Here is a 21,354-nt window from a genome sequence, read left to right as displayed (position 1 = left end):
ATAACTCCTTTTTATTGAACTTAATATTAGCACTTTTTATTAAAAAATTTAAAAAAACAAACAATTTTAGTGGTTACTCATTAATACTATACTCAAAACGAAGGGTTTTTAGGGGTGGCCGTTAAATGCTCATCGGCAATAGCGCCTGCATTGCTCTACTATATGACATCCATGTCATTATGCATAAGCTGTATTCCCACCATCCTTGGTCAAGAGCGCTGACAACAAACCCTACTAATGTGTCGGGAACACATTAGAACAGCTTCGCTGGCCCGTTAGGGTGAGCGCTATGGATAGCGCACATAAAAATCATTCGCGAAGAGTATATGATCAGCGTAAATAGGTTTTATATACAACCATCAAAAGGAAGAAAATAAAAACAAAAAATTCTTAAAAAGATTTATGAAAGGTATAGCTCACCTTCTCAAGTATTAAAAACAGCGATATCCTTCACTAGGGCCTGTTAACAGACCCTAGCATAAGAAACTCTAGTGAAGGATACCATAAGACGACTTCAACTAGTTTATACTTGGCCTTGGTGTATGAATGTTTTCTGGCGGCAATACCGGATACGTAATCTCAGGCTGTTTACCTGTAAGAGTTTTTAAAAAAGCAACTATTTTATTAGTTTCGTTATCTGTAAGTTTTATTCCCAACTGATAATCAGCCATTAGGCTAACAGCCTCATTCAAACTCCATACTGAGCCATCATGAAAATAAGGTGCCGTCAACTCAATATTTCTTAATAATGGAACCTTAAATACATACTTGTCTTCCTCTTTTTTTGTTACGTTATATCTACCTAATGAATTTTTATCTTTGTCATAGGGTTTTACTACACCAAATTTTTGATAAGAATTTCCGCCGACACCAACGCCATTATGACAAGCAACACAACCTTTTTCCTTAAATAAATGATATCCCTCTTTTTCTTGTAGAGTTAATTGACTATCATCTCCTAATAACCACTGATCAAACCTTGATGCAGGTGTTATTAGTGTTTTTTCAAACTCAGCGATTGCATCTGTTACCTCATTAATAGAGATATCTTTGTCACCATAAACTTTTTCAAATTTCGTCTGATAATCAGGTATTGACTGTAGTATTTTAATAGCTAGCTGATGATTTGACGCCATTTCTTTAGGGTTTGCAATAGGACCTCCAGCTTGTTCCTGCAAATCTTTTGCTCTGCCATCCCAAAATTGGGCTACATTAAACCGCGCATTCAATACTGTTGGAGAGTTAATCGGACCAATTTGCCACTGATGACCTATAGAGCTTGGCCTGTTATCATCTCCACCCATCGCCAAATTATGGCATGAATTACAACTTAACCATCCTGATTTCGATAGTCTTGGGTCGAAAAAGAGCATCTTACCAAGCTCGGCTTTATTCTGGTTATAAGAAATTTCCATTGGTATAGGTTGGATAGGCTCACTTTTAATGGCTGTGGCTGAAGCATCATTTATCAGAGCCGATAGGCAGGTAAACAATAAGGCAGATGTATAAACTTTCACCAGGCTACTCCCTTGTTATATTAATTAACTTCCTCAATACTAACAGCGTAAATATAACGCATTCGTAGCATAAGTTTCAAAATGAATACTTCGTAATGCCCAGCTCTCTATAGGCTTAGTTGCTTCACCCTTGTGACAACCACTTCTATGGGTGTAACCATCAAAGAGAGTATGATTATAACCAACGTTACCCTCTTTATTATCTGAAGTCCGAAACTATAATAGTCTACTATTCCACTCTTTCTTTAACTCGACTTTGAATTCACCAAACTCCCAGTCACTGTTAGGGGTAAAATGCTGTAGGGTATCATCAGCATCAATATAGTCGAAATACTCATAGTGATGAATGTCATTAGTATCATACATATAGCACTGAATAGTCGCGCACATCTCCCCTTTGGGGTTAATATTATGTAGCTTATGAGTTTGAAACTGACGACTATTTAACCAAGTTACTTCGTCTTTTTTTAACTCACAAAAGTCATAAGGTTCCTTCTCATATGCACTCAATCCTCTATACCAGTTACATTGTATACTGCCATGTAAAACCTTTATGATAGCATTACAATTAGAGTGATTATGAATGGGGGAATAATGCCCACCAGGCCATATTTCTAGAACAAATGGCACACCTGGAGAATTTCCTTTATTAACGCCGACAGTAATACGCAAATATGTCTCATTAAGATCAGAGTGGCCAAACTCACCTTTTTTTTCTTTTAATTTTTCATAAAGCATACATCCTTTTGTAATAATACTGTAATTAATTGCATCTGCAAAACCAGGAAAGTCAGGGGTATTAAGTACAACCCTTTGCCCTGCTACGTTACCATATAAAACACCACACTCTTCGAAGAGATTGTTAATCACAGTAGAAGTTCCTTGATCAAGCATATCAAGTGTCACTTCATTAGAAGAGGTAACTACAGGAGGTAAATCAACCGTTACAGGAAACTTCCAAAAACTGGAGTTAATTGTTGATAGTATTTCTTGGGTAAAATCTCCCATAAGCGAAATAAATTTCAGCTTCTCAATATATGCATACGCATCCTCTTCTGCTTCTCCGCTTCTTGGCAGCTCTGCTTCAAACAAGACCAATTTATGTAGCATATAACCTTTGCCGAACCTTAATAATCTGTTTTCTTTATCAATACTTAACCAATACGTTTGAACACGATTTATATCTAAAAAAGCATCTGTATTACACGGCTTTTCAATTAGTGCAATGATAGCATCAGAGTCATCACTTAATTTTTTCTTGAATACTGTTTGGTGAAAACCTATTTCTAAACATACAACTGGCTCATCAGCACCTAAAATAGCTGTATTTTCACTCAATACAATACCAAATGAAGTATTCGCCTGAAAAGTAAAGGCTATTGTACCCTGTCCATGAATGATAAGCTCTTGATGAGTTAAAAAAATGGGGTGATGTGTTTGCTTTATAGCTGACATTAACAGCGCATCAGATCCCTGTAATAATCGACCTGAAAAAAGGCCTTCACCACTTAACTCAAGGTCATAAAAATATTCATCTTTAAAATTCTTAACTTTAGTCATCTGTTCAATCCTTTGAACTATCATGTGCAATAAAACATTAAGGACCAACAACTAATGTTATACATTTCGCTGTGGGTATAACATTAGTTAGAAACTGATTCAAATACATATCAACAAGCAAGTACTGTAAAGTATATCCAATACGAATGGTTTTTAGGTGCGGCCATCGAATGACGAAGCCCCATGAGCCTATATTAATAGGTGATTGGGGTGAGGAGTGAAGATAACAAAACCTAGAAATCATTCGTGAAGGGTATAACTATCTCTTATTAAAATAAATCACTCTACCATACTGTACTTCCCTCTTTCAAAGTCTCTCCAAAATTTATCATAAACTCCACTCATTTTCATTTCATGAAGACCTTCATTAAACAGTTTTAAAAACTTTTTATTTTCATCTATTTTCTTAGAAAAAATAACATAGTAGTCCCACTGTTCATATGTATTAGTAAAATGTATTTTAAGACGTTGCGGTTCATCCAACTGTGTATACATAATATTTAGTCCAACCGCTTTATTTTCATCCAATGCATCAAAACGCTTAGCAAGCAACATACGAAAAGTACTCGTTTTATCCGAACCAATACTGTATTTTATAAGACCTTTCTGCTCTGCTTTTTTTAATAGTTCACCCTTAGCTGAACCACGTGAAAGACCAATTGTGATATTTTTTAATTTGTATAGTGATTCACTATCACCAGACCACTCTAATGGGCGATCTTTTAAAAAAAACAGCACTGACTCTCCTGAATAAACAACATCAGAAAAGTAGCAATCTTTAGTACGTTCCTCAGTTTTACCCCAAATTGCAGATGCGTTCCATTCTCCACTCTGAACATATTTATAAGATCTTTGCCACGGATAAAAACCATACTTTACACGAACATCAAACTCTGAAAATACTTCAGTAATGATATGTGGAACAACGCCATAATGAGGCAGTTTTTCCCCGATGAAAGGTAACCACTCACCAATGGTTATTTTGACTTCAACTGCACAGCTATATGTAGTCTTAAAGAGTGATAACATCAAAATAATAAGCTGAGTCGTCGGTAAAATTTTTATCATAAACTATTCGTAATAAGTGTGTTACCTCGCTCATATACCCTTCACGGATCATTTTTTAATGGCACTAATCTTAACAGGCTAGCCCGAAAAGCCCTTCGTTATGGGTATAGTTGACATATGCTCAGAATAGTATACTTTAGCCTCAGTTTCCTTTAGTTCTATCAGTTAACTAGCCAGATGAAATTTTTACTTGTTGAATATGACCATTTAATGGCATTGGCTTACTGTATAAAAATCCCTGCAAGTAATCACATCCTGCTTCAATCAGTTGCTCTGCTTGCTCTTTATGTTCAATACCTTCAACAGTCACTCTAAAACCCTGATGCTTTAAGTACTTTATGAGTGATAACACCATTGCACAACGACGATTATCAACCATCATATCAACCAAGCTTTTGTCTACTTTAATTGTATCAATGGGGTAGTTCAACAACTGAACCAAAGATGTATAACCAGCTCCAAAGTCATCGATGGCTAGTGATACACCAATATTTCTTAGTAATGCTAAATTTTTTTCAACCTTACCAATATCACATATTTCAAATGTTTCAGTTATCTCTAATTGAATAATTGAGAGATCCACCTGACATTCAGAAAACACTGCAGCGAGTTTTTCAATAAAGTGTGTTGAACTCAGGTGAGCAGATGAAATATTAATCGCTATTTTAAGATCATAACCATAGAGACTCTGTAATTGAGGAATGTCTTTAATAACTTGTCCAATCACCCAAAAATCTATTGCCTCAAAGTAACCACGGCTTTCTGCTATAGGGATAAACTCTGCAGGCGAAATAAAACCAAGTACATGGGACTGCCAGCGCAACAATGCTTCTACACCTGCTATTTTTAGTGTTTGTGCACAATACACAGGCATATAATACACTTCAAATTCACTGAAATCTCTTTTCTTAAGTTCAGTCTCTATCTCTTTATCTCTTCTTGCTTGAAGTGCCAATTCTTGCGAATAAAAAGCATATTGATTTTTACCAGCGTGTTTAGCTTGGTACATTGCAGTATCTGCATTAGAAATAAGTTCCGTAGGGTTAGAACCATCATCAGGGTAAATCGCAATACCTATACTGGCTGAGACAGGGAAATGTCCTGCATCACATTCAAATCCATCTTCAAATAATGTTAATATTCTTTCAGCTACTTTATAGAGTACTGCATCTTTATCAAAGTCATGTAGCAGCACCGCAAATTCATCCCCTGCCAATCTCGCTAAATCATGATTATAGATATTCACAACAATATCAGTTGTACGTACTGACAACTGTAAGCGCTCTGCAAATGTCTTAAGCAAGGTATCACCAGCTTCATGACCAAATTTATCATTTACAAATTTAAAGTTATCCAAATCAATATACAGTAATGCAACTTTTTTTGACTTTCTATTAGCTCGAGCAATGACCCGATCTAAACAACCAGTAAATGTTCTTCTATTATAAAGCTTTGTTAGCGCATCACGCTCAGCCATCTCCTTTGTCACTTCATATACGCTATGGAGTTGCTCATACACTCGTACAAAAGCACGGCTTAAACTACCTACTTCATCCTGACTATCATAGGCATTTGGTTTATCTTTATTTCCTTCAAGTACATCTGTTAAATCCCTTTCCAGAATTTCTATTGGGCTGGTAATGTAGCGTTTAATTAAAAATATTAACATTATATATGAGCAAATTGTCAAAATCACAAACGACAGTATCATCCGTTTTTCGAGCGTGCGTAACTGTTCAGAAATTTCATTATCACTTACAACAAGAGCAATACTACCTAAATTAGTTATTTTATAGACCACAGAAATCAATGATTCAGAAACTTCTCTAGGCTCACCTCCTTCTACTAGTATATAGGTATCGATGTTTTGCTCTTTCTTTAAAGTCTCCCGCAAGGCGTCAAAGTCAGAGGCATCAAACGCCATAACCACAGCGATAGACTGCTCCCAATCTTTCATTAAAGGTTTACGCTGCGTATAACGATCAATAAACCGAATATACAATAGACGGGTTTTATCATTTTCACTAATTAAATACCTATTACTAATAATTTTATTATCACGCATTTCCTGCACAATGGTTGGTATTTTTGGATCTATTGTACTAAATGGATCACCGCTATTTTCATAGTAAAACTCGATATTATTATTTGGAAAAAAAATAGCTAACGATATATAGTGAAAGCTAATTTCATCTAAGTCTTGAATTGCTGTTTCTAAGTTACCCTCAACTGCAAGCGCTTTAAATCGTTTATCTTCAACATTTAAGTACTGTCGTATCTCAGCACTTCTAACTAACGACGGGAAATACGTATCAGCAAAACTCAGGTACCTGTTCATACTGTCAACAAGCTGATTTAGCTGTAAAAGAGCTTGACTGGATAGAAAATCAATCAACGATTTTTTTTGAACTTGATAAATACCTATGAACGTGATTAAGTAGCTCAACACTAAAACAGGTAGAATTAATACTCTAACGCGTCTACTTAGTCTCATGCTCTTTTCTCAAAGCGCGCATGATTCGATTTCGCTGACTCATATTTTTATCAGAGATGATTCTATATGGCTCGCTTCTATCTAAAACATCTTGATCAGGATATATACTTTTATCATTTTTTACTTCGCTGGGTAAAAGTTCAATGGCAGATTTACTAGTCGTTGCATACCCAATATCTTTAGCATTAATTGCAGCATTTTCTGCATTATTTAAAAAATTAATAAATGACAGTGCTTGCTGCTTCTTTGTAGAATGACTTAATACAGAGAAACAATCAATCCACAGTGATGTACCTTCATCGGGCACAATATACTGCCAACTGTCTTTTCCTGTTAGATCGTTTAATGTGTGTTGATCACCACTATAGCCAATGGCCATATATAATGCTTCATCATCAGGCTTGGCACTAATATAACTAATAACATAATCATATGTCATAACTGCAGGAATTTGCTTTCTAAGTAACTGATAAGCGACTTTAAGATGATCATTATTTTCACTATATATAGAGTAGCCACTCAATTTTAATGCCGGCATTAGTGTATCTGTAAAATCTTCATGCATTCCTATATGACCAAAAAGACTTTTTTCTGGCTCAATCAGTGCTCTCCATGACACCGGTTTAGTGTCAATCTTATCCGCTCGATATACAATGCCAACTGTACCCCAGAAATATGGAACACCAAAATTACCACAGCTTTGAGTCCAACGCTTCTGGATATTCACCAAATTACTTACTTCAGAGCGTGTTATCGAAACCAATTTATTATTCTTTCCAAATAATTGTGCGGAAATACTATCAATCACCACAAGGTCGAACTGTTCAGCAACTTCACTAGCAAGTACTTCATCACGCATTTCATCAACATCATAATAAATTTGGTGTATCCTCCAACCTGTTTCTTTTTCCCATCGCTCAATAACATGTGGAGATAAATATTCCTGCCAATTAAAAATAACTAACTCATCCGCTGAAGTCGAAGCTGAAGTGAGTATAATAAAAAATAGTAAAGTATATATGTTACGCATTAAAAGCCTCAAGGAAGTCAACGTCCTACTAGATGAAAGTTTAGTTCTCTTCAGGCTAACCTTAAAGGAGGGCTAATTTCGTATAATTACTGATTAGACGATCAAAAACTTTAGTTGAATTTTTGCTCAGCATTAAGCATCTTGAAAGAAGTATAAGATGGATATCTTATGATGGATAGAAAGCTTTTTATCCGCCCCATGTTGTAAGTTTTCTTTATCACCAGAAGAGGACAATTTCACTTATTAAAGCATCATCAAATTGGACAACTTTATTTTCATTAAAAAAATTAATGCATCTTGTTATATACCCAATACGAATGGTTTTTAGATACGGCCATCAAGTGACGAAGCCGTATGAGCTTATATGAATAGGTTATTGGGTTGGCAGTTAAATGCGCCTGTATAAACTGCATTCCCACTATCCTTGGTCGTCAAGAGTGTAGATAACAAAACCCAGAAGTCATACGTGCAGGGTATAACCACATGAAAAGTTTTGAACACCGATTTCACGCCTACCCCATAGCTTATTATATGCTTTTTTCATTCTATTTTTCTACATAACCTCTCTAACTTTCTGCTCAACTGCTTTAACTATATCATTAATTACAACCCAATCTTCAAAGGGAACATTTTGCAAATCAATATTCATTGTTTTTTCTAATGCAGCTATAATACAAATCAGTTCTGTTGAATCTAGCAGCAACTCATTTTCCAGACTGGTACTTTCTTTTAACTCACTGACAGGAATTTCAAGATATTCAGCTAGTGTAGTATAAATAGAATTTACTTTTTCATTAGACATCTTTTATCCCACAAAAAAATAATCGATTAAACTTCAGCCTTACAGTACGGTGCAGGCAGTCAATATCTCAGACAAATTATCCAATTAAGAATCAAACTCCATAATTACTAACAGCTGACTTATCACACTAGTTATACAAATATTAGTAATTTAGTGCTTTGCTATGCGGGCATTAGAAAAAAAATTTTTGATGGAGTCAATTAGACTAAAGTATATCCTTCACGAATCATTTTTAGGGTTTGTTGTCAGCACTCTTGATCAACAATGATGGTGGGAATGCAGTTTATACATAATGACATGGATGTCATATAGTAGAGCAATGCAGGCGCTATTGCCGAGGCGCATTTAACGGCCACCCCAGTCACTTATTAATATAACCGCCCAGCAGCGCTGCTATATCAATTAAAGTGGCTACCGCAAGTTTCACAGCAGTAAACTTGCCCAGGGGCTTCATCGCTTGACGGCCCCCCTAAAAACCCTTCGTTGTGGGTATATATTATCGTGAAATACTCTATCAACAAGTTTAAGTACAGTTTTATCAGCCTCCCCCCATCAAATGATCAAAATTCACTCACCCTCATCTGTATTTGTCATATAAGATGCAAACCATACATCAAAATATTATTATTGCTTACTTAAGCGTGATGAGGTACGGCAAAAAGCAGCTAGGCAATGCTTGAATCAGTTTGTTAATATACAATCGCATGGTATACGTTAAACCAGTAGTAGTGAAATGAATCACCTTGCCCATATCGTATTATCCAAAAAAAACATTGAGTATCAGCTCGGCAATTTACTGGCTGATCCGCTTAAAGGGAAACCATGGCCTGGTTGTAGCTCATCGCATCGAGATGGTATACAAATGCACGGCTGGATTGATTCATTCACTGATACCAATCAACATGTAAGCAGAGCAAAAGCCAGACTTGGTACAAAAGGGTACCTTAAAGGAGTGGTAGTCGACATTATATTTGATCATTTATTAACTAAGCACTGGGGGCAATTCATTAATACTGAGCTAAATGAGTTTATTAGTACATTCAATAATAATTCTCTCAAGACGATAGATACTCTACCTGAGTCAGCTTATGACTTTATTAAGCGAGTTATTACTCATAAAATTTTTTCAAGTTACGTAAATTTTTCGGGTGTAATTTTTGCCCTTAATCGCTTAGATCATCGGCTATCCCCAAGAATACTTGCCAAAGAAACCGCATCAAGCTACTTACCCGCAATAACCGCAAATCTAGAATCAATTGAAGAAGATTTCCTTTTATTCTTTCCAGAATTAGCCAATTTTTTTATTAATAAAAGCGGCTCATCAGAGCAAGAACGATGGTTAAAATAAACCTGTTTATCAGCACTTAATCTGTTACAATGCGCCTCACGAAAATCTCAATGTACTCTCGTAAGAACCTCCTTTAACACTTACATTAACTAATCATTGTCGTAGTCAAGGTTAAAGGCTGTTCAATTACACAGAGGTGAAGCCCAACGCCAAGGGTGTACAACCTCTAGAGTTGCAATGACAGGCAACAACAGAATTCAGGTATTCTTAATGCACCACACCGCTTTTAGCACCCTTAAGCTGCAGCCAGCGTTACTACAAAACCTAGCATCCCTTAGTTACAAAGCCATGACCCCCATTCAGCAGCAAAGTCTACCTGCCATTTTGCAAGGACAAGATGTTATTGCCCAAGGAAAAACAGGATCAGGAAAAACCGCAGCTTTTGCACTGGGCTTACTAAACAAGCTTGATGTTAGGCACTTCAGAATCCAATCGCTGGTACTGTGTCCCACAAGAGAGCTGGCAGATCAGGTCGCCAAAGAAATTCGCAAGTTAGCCCGCACTATCCACAATATTAAAGTGCTCACGTTATGTGGTGGTATGCCATTTGGCCCTCAAATTGGCTCACTTGAGCATGGTGCTCATATCATCGTAGGTACACCTGGCCGTATAGAAGAGCATTTACGTAAAGGCACTCTTCAACTGGATCACTTAGACACATTTGTACTAGACGAAGCTGATCGCATGTTAGACATGGGCTTTCAAGATGCGCTTGATGCGATTATCAATAAAATACCTAACCAGCGACAAACACTGTTATTTAGTGCAACCTACCCCGATCAGATACAAGCCATTGCCAGCCGTATTATGCAGCACCCTCTCATGGTGCAGGCAACGACAATGGACAACTCCACAAAAATTAAACAATATTTTTATAAACTAGAAAATAATAAGCAACGTGATACTGCATTACGACTAGCACTTATCAAATTCGCCCCCGTATCTGCAGTGGTTTTTTGCAGCACCAAACAAGCAACACAAGAGGTCGCGGAGACGTTACGCCAACATGGATTCAGTGCTTTAGCATTACATGGCGATTTAGAACAAAAAGCTCGTGATCAAGTACTTGTTAGGTTTGCTAATCAGAGCATTACCATTCTCGTAGCCACAGATGTAGCAGCCCGTGGATTGGATATTGACTCTGTTGACCTTGTTATCAATTACCATATTGCCAAAGACCCTGAGGTGCATGTACATCGCATCGGACGTACGGGTAGAGCCGGTAGCAAAGGCACAGCTTGTACTCTTTACTGTGAAAATGAACAGCATAAAATGGCAAAAATTGAAGATATGCTGGATACATTCATTCAACCAGAACCACTTCCCGCTTTTAATCTATTAGAAAAACGTTCCGATAAACCATCTATGGTTACGTTACAAATAGATGGAGGAAAAAAACAAAAAGTAAGACCAGGTGATATTCTTGGAGCATTAACAGGTAAAAATGGTATTGCAGGGAAACAGGTCGGCAAAATCCATATTTTTGACAATTGTGCATATGTTGCCGTATCACGAGAAGCGAGTAAACCCGCCTTAAAAAAGTTATCTGAAGGAAAATTAAAAGGCCGTTCTTTTCGGGTAAGAAGAATTAGAGGTACATAATGATACTCAAAACGAAGTGTTGTTAGCATATTACAACTGAAACTTTTCCCTTAATAATTTATTCAAAATTTTAAGGGATTGACTTGTTGTAACCAGCCACAATCTTGAATATTATTTAGTCAATGATCACAAGGAGGGTGGCATTATGGATAAAGGCATTTTTTTACTCGTAAAGTTTGGTGAAAGTGAATTTATGGAAAGATTTCACCATGAAGGTGAAATTTTATTACAACGATTAAGAATGTTTAGAAGACCTGTATACAATGCTCAGCGTCGTGATATTTACGAAGGATTCACACATATAGTACAACGCAGTATATCGTCAATAACAGCTCATAATAAAGTTATTAAAAATCATTATAACCCAATTATATTTGATACTCGAAATGATAACCCTTACATTTATTGTATGTGTGCAGTTAATCCTACACACTTAAGCCATAATACTAAGCCGCTCATCGACAAAACATGTTTTGAACTAGGCGATACTGCTGTCATTATAAAAAATCCTTTCTTTTTTTTAGATAAAATACAAAATTATTGCCATCGAAATAACTATCAAATCGATAGTGGACATATTAGTTATATTGATTTTAATAAGTACCAGGGAAAACTGTCTTTATTCACAAAATCAATTTATTTTGAACATCAAAAAGAGTATCGTTTGAGCATTGATACACATAACTCCGTTAGCTCACCACTAAAAATCAAACTTGGCAGCTTATCCAAGGAAGGTGTTTCAATTATCTGCAAAAATCACGAAACAGAAAAGTATATAAGACAGTTTATTTAAACTATTAGCATATAAACTCTCACCAACCTTCCGAAAACAATAATACCCCATAACCATTTAAAAAATATATAAGTACAAAAATACCTGATTAATATGAGCAATAGTAACCAGTCACTATAAGTATATTAATTATTGAATACTAACGACAGCACAAATTCACCAATGCAGATTGAACAAGTCAGTTACGTCAACTATCTTTAAACATGCCCATCAATAATAATGTTAAGCGCGCAATCCATAGCGATTTTAAACAGCTATGATTGCTATCGCTAATCTTCACAGAGCAGACTCATCCTGCAACCAGCCCTGCGTTTTGGGTATTGGAAATACCATATCAAACAACTAAAAGGAATTAACCCCCAATTAAAATGACAACATATCAGAGATGCAAAACATAATTCCACTTTAATAAATTTGAGGCTAAAAAAATTACAACTACTGTTTTTAACTCATTCATAAATTAACAGGGAGTTTATTATGGCTAATGGAAATGTACTCGCCTCAATTTGTGTTGCCCTGATATGCACTGGTAATGCATTTGCACAGAGCAATAACAAACACGAGCATGAAGGATTTTTTAACATTAACATTCAAACTGAAGAAGATGCTCTACTTACAGACTTAAAGTTAGTGGCTATAGCAAAAGGGTGGAGTTTAGAAGAAGCAAGAATGGATTATAATACAGCTGAGGCAGTCGGTGCTGCGGCAGAACAATTAGCTAAGTCCCACCCAGATTTATTTGTAGGATCAGTGTTATCAGAACAACCCGGTGGTACACCTTCTCTATATATAAAAGGAATGGCAACAAGTGCTGTTTATAATCTGGTAGCAGAGTCGAAAATCAATATCAGTATTGTTCAACACCAACCCTTTTCATTTTTAGAGCTAGAGAGTCGTGCCAATCAAGTACAAAGTAATTTAAAGGAGTTGGGCTTTCAGGACTTTGCAACTTCGTTTGATTTTAGAAACGCAGGTAGAATTGATGTTTTGATTGCTGAAGAAACAGGAAAACTAAGCAGCCCTAGACAAGTCGTATCGGCTCTACCTAAATCATTGCGAAATAGTGTCAATGTGGTGATTAGTCAAGGTCCTATTGGTGTCAGTGAACTAGCGTTTGGCGGAATGCGAGTCCTTGATGATAATACCTTTGAGTGTACATCTGGCTGGTCCGTGGAAAACAGTAGTGGTCTTACTGGCGTTACTACCGCAGGCCATTGTGATGGTATTAATCAAATAGACCACCCTCCGTATGCTTACCATCCACTTGTCCATCGCACTCAGCATAGAGGTGCGTGGGGCGATATAGAATGGAAAACATCCACATATACTGAACCTGCTCAGTTTTATGCCGATCAAAATAACAATATTCGAAATGTAACTGCGCTTGAAGCGCGCGCCAATATTAGTATCGGAGAGTCAATTTGTATGTTTGGCCGCTCATCAAACAAAAGGGATTGCAGCCTTGACGTAAGTGCTACATCTGTTAGCTGTACTTTCAACGGAATATCAACGCAACGTCTTGTCCGAATGGACGGCGATGTCACTATCGGTGGTGATAGTGGTGGTGGATGGTCATTTAATTATAAGGCTTATGGCTCCCATGTCGGTGATTGTGGTGGACTCAACGTATTTAGTGTTGCCGATCTTTTTGATGAAGCGCTAGGTGTGACTGTCCGTGTGCAGTAATTTCATTTGTATTCGCAAAGAACGAAAATCCCCCTTGCACAATAGATCTTAAACGGAGTGCAAGTATCCTTATTTTTGGCTGAGCTTACAACTTACTGTTTAATAAGCTATTTTTCGCAAGATTGGAAACACTCTACGCAAAAATGAAAACGCGATAAGTAACATGGTTACCCTATACTAAGCATAGTGCTTAATATCGCAAACCGAGGGAAAGATGATGTCACTCATACGCTTCACACCATTAGCCCTATCAATCCTAATATTACTGAACCCATTTGCAGCCCAAGCAGGTCAACACGAAGGTGATGAACTTAATGAATGGGCAAAACAGCGCCAAGCCCAGCTTGAGTATGTTCGAAAAACTGGCAAAAAGCTCGACTTTTGTTACCGGCAACAATTTCTATTTAGTAAGGGAAAAATTACTGAAGCTCCAAAACCAGGATACACCTGTATTCCTTCGGCAGGTATTGGAGGTGGAGGACATGGCTAAAAAAGCCTCACTGCCGCTTTAACGCGGCAGTTAACGTCATAGTAGCCTATCAGCTGGTATGAATCCCAAGTTTAGATTCTTACTTATTTATTTCATTATTGTTGTATATCTCGCTTTTCTGTGAATCCTGGTTTTGAGCAACAAACAGAGTCATATTTCGTTTATTAGCAACTCGGTACATCGACATTTGATACAAAGCTGGAACAACAAAAAGTGTTAGGAATGTTGAGAAAAATAGCCCCCACACAATAGCCGTTGCGACAGGGGACCAAATGAGCGAATGCCCCCCTAGCCCAACAGCCAGGGAAAATAAGCCTGCAATCGTTGTTAAGGTCGTAATTAAAATAGGCAACATTCGTCGTCTTGAAGCATAAAATATCGCATGAATCAAGCTCATGCCTTTAGCCAGATTCTTATTTGCTGTAGATATCAGTACAATTGCAGCGTTAACAGCAATACCCGCAAGGGCAACAATGCCATACATAGTAAATAAGCTAAGCGGGTTGCCAGATACAAATAACCCAAGAACAACTCCCGTAAATGCCATTGGTACTGTAATCAATACCATTAAGGGTTGAAAATAACTTTGAAACTGGGTGCTCAAAATTAAATACATTAAACCAATGCCTAACATAAATAACATGGCTATAGCATCGATACTCTCTTGTATATCATCTAATTCACCAGAAAAGTCCAATGATACATTAGGATAGTTTTTGGCAATGGTTTCCCAGTAATCTTTAATCAGATTATTGGCTGCAACAGTATCAATGTTCTGTTTATCAATGTCAGATTCTAATGTAATGGTTCTTAAAAAATTATAATGTCGTAAATTACCTTTCACCTGCTCCGATTGAACCACAACCAACTCTTTTAAAGGCACATTATCACCACTTCGTGTGGGAACAGACAACCTCAACAGCTCATTGATATCATGGTAATTATTTTCGACCGCTGATGTAGATTTTATGCGTAAAGCAACTTGTTCTCCTTCGTGTTGAACATAACTCACTATTTCACCATCAACGAGCATTTTTATTGTTCGGTACACATCATTTGGCACAATATCCAAACGATTAATTGCATCATTATTGAGTTTTAGTGTGAGTCCGTAGCGCCCTTTACTATCATCGTCTGATATATCCCGAAATCTTTCATCTGTTGCTATAAACGTTTTTAACGCATCCGTTGCTTGCCGTAACTCTCTGTACTCTTTCCCTCTCACTTTTACACTTATGGGTTTACTCGTAGGAGGACCACCCGCTAATTTCAAGAAGGAAGTATTCGTAGGCCCTATAACCTGTAAAACGTCACTACGCATATCTTCTATAATTTGTTCTACTGATCGAAAACCTTCCTCTCTTGGCTGCAAACTCACCATAATTTGCCCAAGGTGCTCACCAAACATGGGTGCAGTTTCAGTAAACATTTGTCCTGCATAACTCACAACTGAGCGAACTTCATAGTCCTCAAGATTTCTGGCCACATGTTTTTCAACCTCAAGCATTTTCTCCATGGTTTCATCCAGAGAACTGCTGGTTGGCATTTCCACATTAACGTAAAATAGCCGGATTGTGTCGGCAGCGAAGAAGTCCACTCGAATCACACCACTTTCAACGGCTGAAAGCGCTGCAGCAAACAGCAAAACAAGCGCAGAGATTGTTTTTTTAGGATGACGCATAATCTTTATTAATGTGTAGCCATAATACACTTTAAGTTTATGAATAATACGCTGCCTTAAATTATCAATCACTGAAGCTCTAGCAAACGATACTTTGGCTGCAATAATATGTCCAGGCAACATCCAATAGGCTTCTATGAGGCTGACCGCAAGGGCTGTTGTAACCACTAACGGAATAACCATCATAAACTTACCTAAAATACCTGGCAGCAACATTAACGGTAAAAATGCTGCCATGGTAGTCAATACTGAAGCGGTTACCGGACCTATTACTTCAGTCAGCCCCGTCCAAGCAGCATGAATCCCTTTTAATCCCGAACGTATTTTATTATTAATTGACTCAACCACTACCACGGCATCATCAACCAGCATCCCTAGAGCAATGACAATGGCTAGAAGTACTGAAGTATTTAAGGTTTGGTCAAATACTTTTAACATGATAAAAGTACCGGCCAAGGTGAAAGGAATACCAATAGTAACCAGTAAACTAATCCGAGAACCCAGAAAAAACCAGGTGACAAAAAGCACAAAAATCAAACCAATTAACGCATTGTTTTCCATAATGGATAATGCATTACGGGTAATTAATGTTTGATCATCAATCAGCGTATAATTAACCCCAAGCTCTTTTGAAAACTTCTTTTTTTCTTCAATTAAATGATTAATTCGCTCCACAAGCTCCAAGGTGTTGGTGCTTTCTTGCTTCATGACCGCAAACATTACAGCAGGCCGGCCTTGAAAACGCACTAAACGGTCAGCCTTCGCTCTAGCCCAAACGACTTCTGCGATCTCTCCTAAACGTACTTCACTTTGAGCACCTTGATTGATTAATACAGGTAGCTGCGCTAACTCATCAGGGTCAGTCGTTGTGCCTTCGATGCGAATTAACCATTGATCTTCACCAACCCGAGCACTACCCGCTGAAATATCACGATAAAACGTACGAATCGTATCAGCGATAGCAGTGGGCGAAATACCAAGCAGCTGAATTTTCCCCACATCAAAGCGAATTTGTATTTCTGGATCTCGCTCACCCGTGAGCTGTACTCTGTCTACGCCTTTAGTTCGCGTTAACTCATTTTCCAAAATAATAGCTTGCCGACGTAAGTTCTCATCATCAGCAGGACCAGATATCACTACCGTTGCAGTAGGGAATGCATTTGCTGTCGTTATTTCATAGATAGTGGGGCTTTCAGCTTCTTCAGGCAGCTCATCTTCAACATTGTTTATTTCACGTCGTAAATCAACCATACGCTTATCAAACAAGCGCGAGCTGATATCCTGAAAACGTACTAAGATACTGGATACACCCTCACGGCTGGTGCTGGAAACAAACTTAATATTTTGTATTTTTTCCAGTTCTTCTTCTAATACATCCGTAATTTTTTTTTCTATATCTTGGGCGGAGGCTCCTGGTAACAAAGTCGTTATTTGCACCCAATTAAAATTAATACTAGGATCTTGCTCTCTAGGTAGCTGCAAATAAACCAAGTACCCCATCAATAATACTAATATAAAAAGCAAATTAGTGAGTTTATGATTTTCGATTAAGCTACGTAACCACATTGTCTACTTTCCTTATTTTATTGCTTTTTGACAATATGGAGCTGCTCTCCATCAACCAGGCCATGACGCCCATCAATAATCACCAAAGATGCTGATGCAAGACTCACAGGAACAGGTCTCCCCTCTTGTGCGCCCTCAATTTGAATAAATTTTGCAACGTTACTATCTGCTATAAAAATTCCGTATTGTTTATCTCGCCTTTGTAAGAGGTAAGCAGGTAAATGAGGAGTAGGATTTTCCCAGACTAAACGCCCAATGCTACCAATAATAGAAGCATCTTCTGTAAATAAAAAACGTGCTTCACGGCTTCGGGTATTATTTTCAATAAACGGCAATAACGTGCGTTTGTTAAGAGGGTATGTTTTATCATCACTCGAAAACACATAACGGCGTGCTTGCATAAATGATAGCTCATCAGAACGCGCAATTTTTGCAGATACTTCCAAATGGTCTGTCTGCAGTAATTCAACTACAGGTGTACCAATAGCAAGTAACTCACCCACATTAGCTATTTTTTTCGTAATTACACCACTGTAAGGAGCTTTTATTTCACAATATTCTACATTGAGCTCAGCAATTTCCAGTGCTGCACGTTGAGCTTCTAATTGGGCTTCAGTGCTCACTACACTGGTTTTATACCGGTCCAGCTCAGCCTCACCAATCGTTTGTTTACGCGCAAGTTTTATATTTCTCTGTAGCTCACGCTTATTAAATGCCAATTGATTATTAAGCTCAGCTAATTTAGCTTGTTGCAGCTGTTTTGTTAATATTGTTTGCCGGCAATCAAGGTTAGCTAATATATCACCTTTAGCTATTTTGTCTCCGACATTAATTGGCATCGCAACTAAACGCGCGGAAATTTCTGCAGGAATTTGACTTTTATTCAAAGCAATAACTTGGGCAGGAGCACTGCGCGTTGGATAAAACAGAAGTTCACTTGCAGGCTCTGCACTAACTCGAGTTTCACTCGTTACGCTACTGGATAACAATGACAACCATAAAACTGCAATATACGGCAATACGCGATTCATTAACTGTTTCATCCCTGCGGCTAATCAGTGAAAAATTACACATTAAAAGCAATTAAAAACATGTCACACTATGAAAAAGCACCAAATCATTCTATAACGATTTAGGCTAATACACGCTATCCATAGCGTCTAATTTATCATTTATTAATAAGATACACTGTACACGTTACGAGGTTATCACTGACTTGCTGCGTAATCAATTTGTCACTATTTTTATACTGAGACCAACATCTTGTTTAACGTAAAACAACTAATGCCTGCTGAGTATCCCCTTGTCAATCGTTTTTATAAAGCCCAGGGGTATAAAGGCAAAGCACGAGGAAATGAAATTGTATTTACATTACAGCAACGACAAATTGTCGCGGCACTGCGTATTGTACCGTTAGCGGAACAGTGGTTATTAAGAGGTGTATGGGTAGACAGTAAACTGCGTAGACAAGGACTAGGGCAAGCGTTACTGGAAGGTATTACCCCGTTATTAACGATGAGTGAGTATTACTGTTTTGCAGAACAGAACGTAGTACCATTTTACTTAAAAGTAGGATTTATCATGCTGGATAGTCACACACTCCCTGTGCCCATACTCCAGCGTTTTAAAACCTATCAGCAGCGTAATGCACAACTACGCCCCCTTATGTGGCAAAGGCCGTCATCACCTGACGAACACCTCGATCAGCCAGAATGTCAGTCACATTCGCTGCAAACGTGACAAATTGAACCTCGCGCCCCTGAAACCTAACAGAACCATTGGCGACAGTGGGTCCCACAAATTTTGGCTGTAAATGAAATGCCTTTGCCAGGCGAACACCATCACTTGTCGCACATAAACCACCGATTTTTTGGACATTATCCCGGTACTGACTCACATACGACATAATCTGTAAGATAAGCAGTGATGCTGCCAGACGGCTACCACCATAGAGTGAAACAATATATAAGCAGTGTGGTTCATTGACTACGGCTAAGTGCGAAGCACAAATATCTGCTTCTGCCAGCTCATTATTAATTAACTGTTGAAAAGCCTCTAACGTCACAGGCAGGGCAATCAAATGCCCAAAGTAATGCCCCAACTTAGTACATGCCAACATTAACGGAGAACATCCTGTTATCAACCACTGCTGTATGGTTGCTAATGTTACGTTATTTTCAGACTGAAAAATGGAGTGATCATAATCCAAAATCAAGCGTAATAGATGCTCATCGGTTGTTAGTGATAGCAACGACTTAAGCTCATAATTATTAATACACTGTTCCGGATAAGTACCAATCTTTGACTGTAGCTTTGTTGAGTTGAGGTAATGTTTTAGTAAATACTCTACTGATTGTTCTGTCGACTGTAATGCAGTTTTCGCCGGCATAAAAGGAAACACTTCACTCAGTTCATCTTTAAAAAAGCCAATGATTTCTTTCTGTCTATTGACAGGTGGCTCTGTTGTGAAGCGCTCCCAACGACTGATCGTTACAGCATCAATACCTGTCAGTATTGGCGAGAAGCGAGAAAACGCTGTTGCTATCATTTCTTGTGTATAACCTTGCGCTTTACGCTTACGCTTAAGGTAATCACCAAACCGTTCCAACATAACTACTGCCACTTCTCTATTTATCAAATATTACGCCCACAAACTTCATCTTAAGTGCTTACACTTAAGCTTACTGCGGGTTTAATGCCATCAGGTCAGCCAGTAACACCATTTAATGGACAAATCTGCTAGTCACGCTATGCTTTTTTTGTAAATTATTTAGCCAGACCATTTGTCATCTCAATAACCGGTTACACTGAGGCGCCTCTATTAAACCTGCCCACCAGTGACAGACAATCGGTATTTATACGTGCTAGGGAAGGCCAACACCATGCCATTGACCATGGTCAACACACATAAAATTGCTTACAACTGCTACGGACAAGGCACACCAGTGCTACTATTACATGGCTTAGGGTCTTGTGGTAAAGACTGGCAAGCACAAATTGAGGCACTTGCCCCTTATTACTTCGTCATTGTCCCAGACCTTCGTGGTCATGGTGACTCCGACAAGCCATCTGGCCCTTACTCTATAAGAGGCATGGCTGAGGATATTCGACAATTACTTAGGCAACTCAATTTACAGCGCTGTCATGTTATCGGTTTATCTATGGGAGGCATGATTGCCTTGCAGCTGGCCGTTGATCATCCAAAGTTGTTTTACTCTATTACCCTTATCAACAGTGGCCCAGGAATTAATGCTCTCAACTGGTCAACCAAGCTACTGATCTGGCAGCGGATAGCCATTATTAAGTTGTTTGGAATGCACTTACATAGCCGTCTTTTGATGAAGAAGCTATTCCCCCTCCCTTCACAAAGCAAATTGCGAGCAAGCGGTATAAAACGTTGGCAGCAAAATAATAAAGAAGCTTACTTAGCGGCATTTCAGGCACTTGTGCATTGGAGTGTTGAGCATCAATTAGCACGTATTCACTGTCCAGTATTAGTGCTTGCGGCAGAACATGACTATACCCCAATAGCCTACAAACAAGGTTATATAAGGCACTTTAAGTGTGGATCTCTGGTAATTATTACTAACTCCAGACATGCTTCACCTTTGGACCAGCCAGAACAAGTCAATCAACACCTGCTACACTTTTTGTCACAACAACAAATCGCTTTGACAGGGTAGTTTTACAGGTGCTTGTTACAAGGCAGTGGTAGCA

At 38.1% G+C, this 21,354-nt stretch carries 16 protein-coding genes; 7 read left to right on the top strand and 9 right to left on the bottom strand.

The genetic code is table 11. The features are described from left to right. Positions 1-518: 518 nt before the first annotated feature. The 6 genes from KHS79_RS01470 to KHS79_RS01445 form a co-directional block, all read right to left on the bottom strand. The gene (locus KHS79_RS01470) at positions 519-1,517 is read right to left on the bottom strand and encodes a cytochrome-c peroxidase (protein WP_276526641.1); all 999 of its coding nucleotides are present in this window, start codon (positions 1,515-1,517) and stop codon (positions 519-521) included. A 216-nt stretch (positions 1,518-1,733) separates the two neighbouring features. After that, complete coding sequence (locus KHS79_RS01465) at positions 1,734-3,077, bottom strand: cupin domain-containing protein (RefSeq protein ID WP_212716051.1); 1,344 nt, start codon at positions 3,075-3,077, stop codon at positions 1,734-1,736. Positions 3,078-3,356: 279 nt separating this feature from the next. After that, positions 3,357-4,145, bottom strand: a complete 789-nt coding sequence (locus KHS79_RS01460; RefSeq protein ID WP_233468155.1) for a substrate-binding periplasmic protein — start codon at positions 4,143-4,145, stop codon at positions 3,357-3,359. Between the two features lie 169 nt (positions 4,146-4,314). Then, positions 4,315-6,639 carry a putative bifunctional diguanylate cyclase/phosphodiesterase gene (locus KHS79_RS01455; protein ID WP_212716049.1) on the bottom strand — a complete coding sequence of 775 codons (2,325 nt, stop codon included), beginning with the start codon at positions 6,637-6,639 and terminating at the stop codon, positions 4,315-4,317. Next, on the bottom strand, positions 6,626-7,669 hold the full coding sequence (locus tag KHS79_RS01450; RefSeq protein WP_212716047.1) for a polyamine ABC transporter substrate-binding protein: 1,044 nt from the start codon (positions 7,667-7,669) through the stop codon (positions 6,626-6,628). The genes KHS79_RS01455 and KHS79_RS01450 overlap by 14 nt, the downstream gene beginning before the upstream one ends. Before the next feature lie 553 nt (positions 7,670-8,222). Beyond that, entirely contained in the window at positions 8,223-8,471 is a 249-nt protein-coding gene (locus KHS79_RS01445; protein ID WP_212716038.1) for an acyl carrier protein, read from the bottom strand. A gap of 733 nt (positions 8,472-9,204) precedes the next feature. On the opposite strand from KHS79_RS01445, the gene KHS79_RS01440 reads away from it, so the two are divergent. The 5 genes from KHS79_RS01440 (at position 9,205) to KHS79_RS01420 (ending at position 14,390) form a co-directional block, all read left to right on the top strand. After that, entirely contained in the window at positions 9,205-9,819 is a 615-nt protein-coding gene (locus KHS79_RS01440) for an ACP phosphodiesterase (RefSeq protein WP_212716036.1), read from the top strand. Positions 9,820-10,029: 210 nt separating this feature from the next. Then, entirely contained in the window at positions 10,030-11,421 is a 1,392-nt protein-coding gene (gene dbpA / locus KHS79_RS01435) for an ATP-dependent RNA helicase DbpA (RefSeq protein ID WP_094788261.1), read from the top strand. A gap of 145 nt (positions 11,422-11,566) precedes the next feature. Next, the gene (locus KHS79_RS01430) at positions 11,567-12,214 is read left to right on the top strand and encodes a hypothetical protein (RefSeq protein WP_027710115.1); all 648 of its coding nucleotides are present in this window, start codon (positions 11,567-11,569) and stop codon (positions 12,212-12,214) included. Between the two features lie 477 nt (positions 12,215-12,691). Beyond that, on the top strand, positions 12,692-13,900 hold the full coding sequence (locus KHS79_RS01425) for a chymotrypsin family serine protease (protein ID WP_212716034.1): 1,209 nt from the start codon (positions 12,692-12,694) through the stop codon (positions 13,898-13,900). A 214-nt stretch (positions 13,901-14,114) separates the two neighbouring features. Then, positions 14,115-14,390, top strand: coding sequence for a hypothetical protein (locus KHS79_RS01420; RefSeq protein WP_133296128.1), 276 nt, complete (start codon positions 14,115-14,117; stop codon positions 14,388-14,390). Positions 14,391-14,469: 79 nt separating this feature from the next. On the opposite strand, the gene KHS79_RS01415 is transcribed toward KHS79_RS01420, so the two are convergent. Both KHS79_RS01415 and KHS79_RS01410 read right to left on the bottom strand, forming a co-directional pair. After that, on the bottom strand, positions 14,470-17,637 hold the full coding sequence (locus tag KHS79_RS01415; protein ID WP_212716032.1) for an efflux RND transporter permease subunit: 3,168 nt from the start codon (positions 17,635-17,637) through the stop codon (positions 14,470-14,472). Between the two features lie 17 nt (positions 17,638-17,654). Then, positions 17,655-18,668 (bottom strand): efflux RND transporter periplasmic adaptor subunit, encoded by a 1,014-nt coding sequence (locus KHS79_RS01410; RefSeq protein WP_212716030.1) that lies wholly within the window; start codon positions 18,666-18,668, stop codon positions 17,655-17,657. A gap of 232 nt (positions 18,669-18,900) precedes the next feature. Between KHS79_RS01410 and KHS79_RS01405 the strand changes: the two genes are divergently transcribed. Beyond that, entirely contained in the window at positions 18,901-19,377 is a 477-nt protein-coding gene (locus tag KHS79_RS01405; protein ID WP_212716028.1) for a GNAT family N-acetyltransferase, read from the top strand. Here KHS79_RS01405 and KHS79_RS01400 read toward each other — a convergent pair. Continuing rightward, the gene (locus KHS79_RS01400) at positions 19,301-20,248 is read right to left on the bottom strand and encodes a helix-turn-helix domain-containing protein (protein ID WP_212716021.1); all 948 of its coding nucleotides are present in this window, start codon (positions 20,246-20,248) and stop codon (positions 19,301-19,303) included. The genes KHS79_RS01405 and KHS79_RS01400 overlap by 77 nt on opposite strands. Positions 20,249-20,519: 271 nt before the next feature. On the opposite strand from KHS79_RS01400, the gene KHS79_RS01395 reads away from it, so the two are divergent. Further along, the gene (locus KHS79_RS01395) at positions 20,520-21,320 is read left to right on the top strand and encodes an alpha/beta fold hydrolase (protein ID WP_212716019.1); all 801 of its coding nucleotides are present in this window, start codon (positions 20,520-20,522) and stop codon (positions 21,318-21,320) included. Positions 21,321-21,354 lie beyond the last annotated feature (34 nt).

It is taken from the genome of Zooshikella ganghwensis, from assembly GCF_018263875.1.
In the GTDB taxonomy this organism is placed as follows: Bacteria; Pseudomonadota; Gammaproteobacteria; order Pseudomonadales; family Zooshikellaceae; genus Zooshikella; species Zooshikella ganghwensis.
Note: the sequence above shows the minus strand (reverse complement) of the source record. Positions and strands in the feature narration are given on the sequence as shown.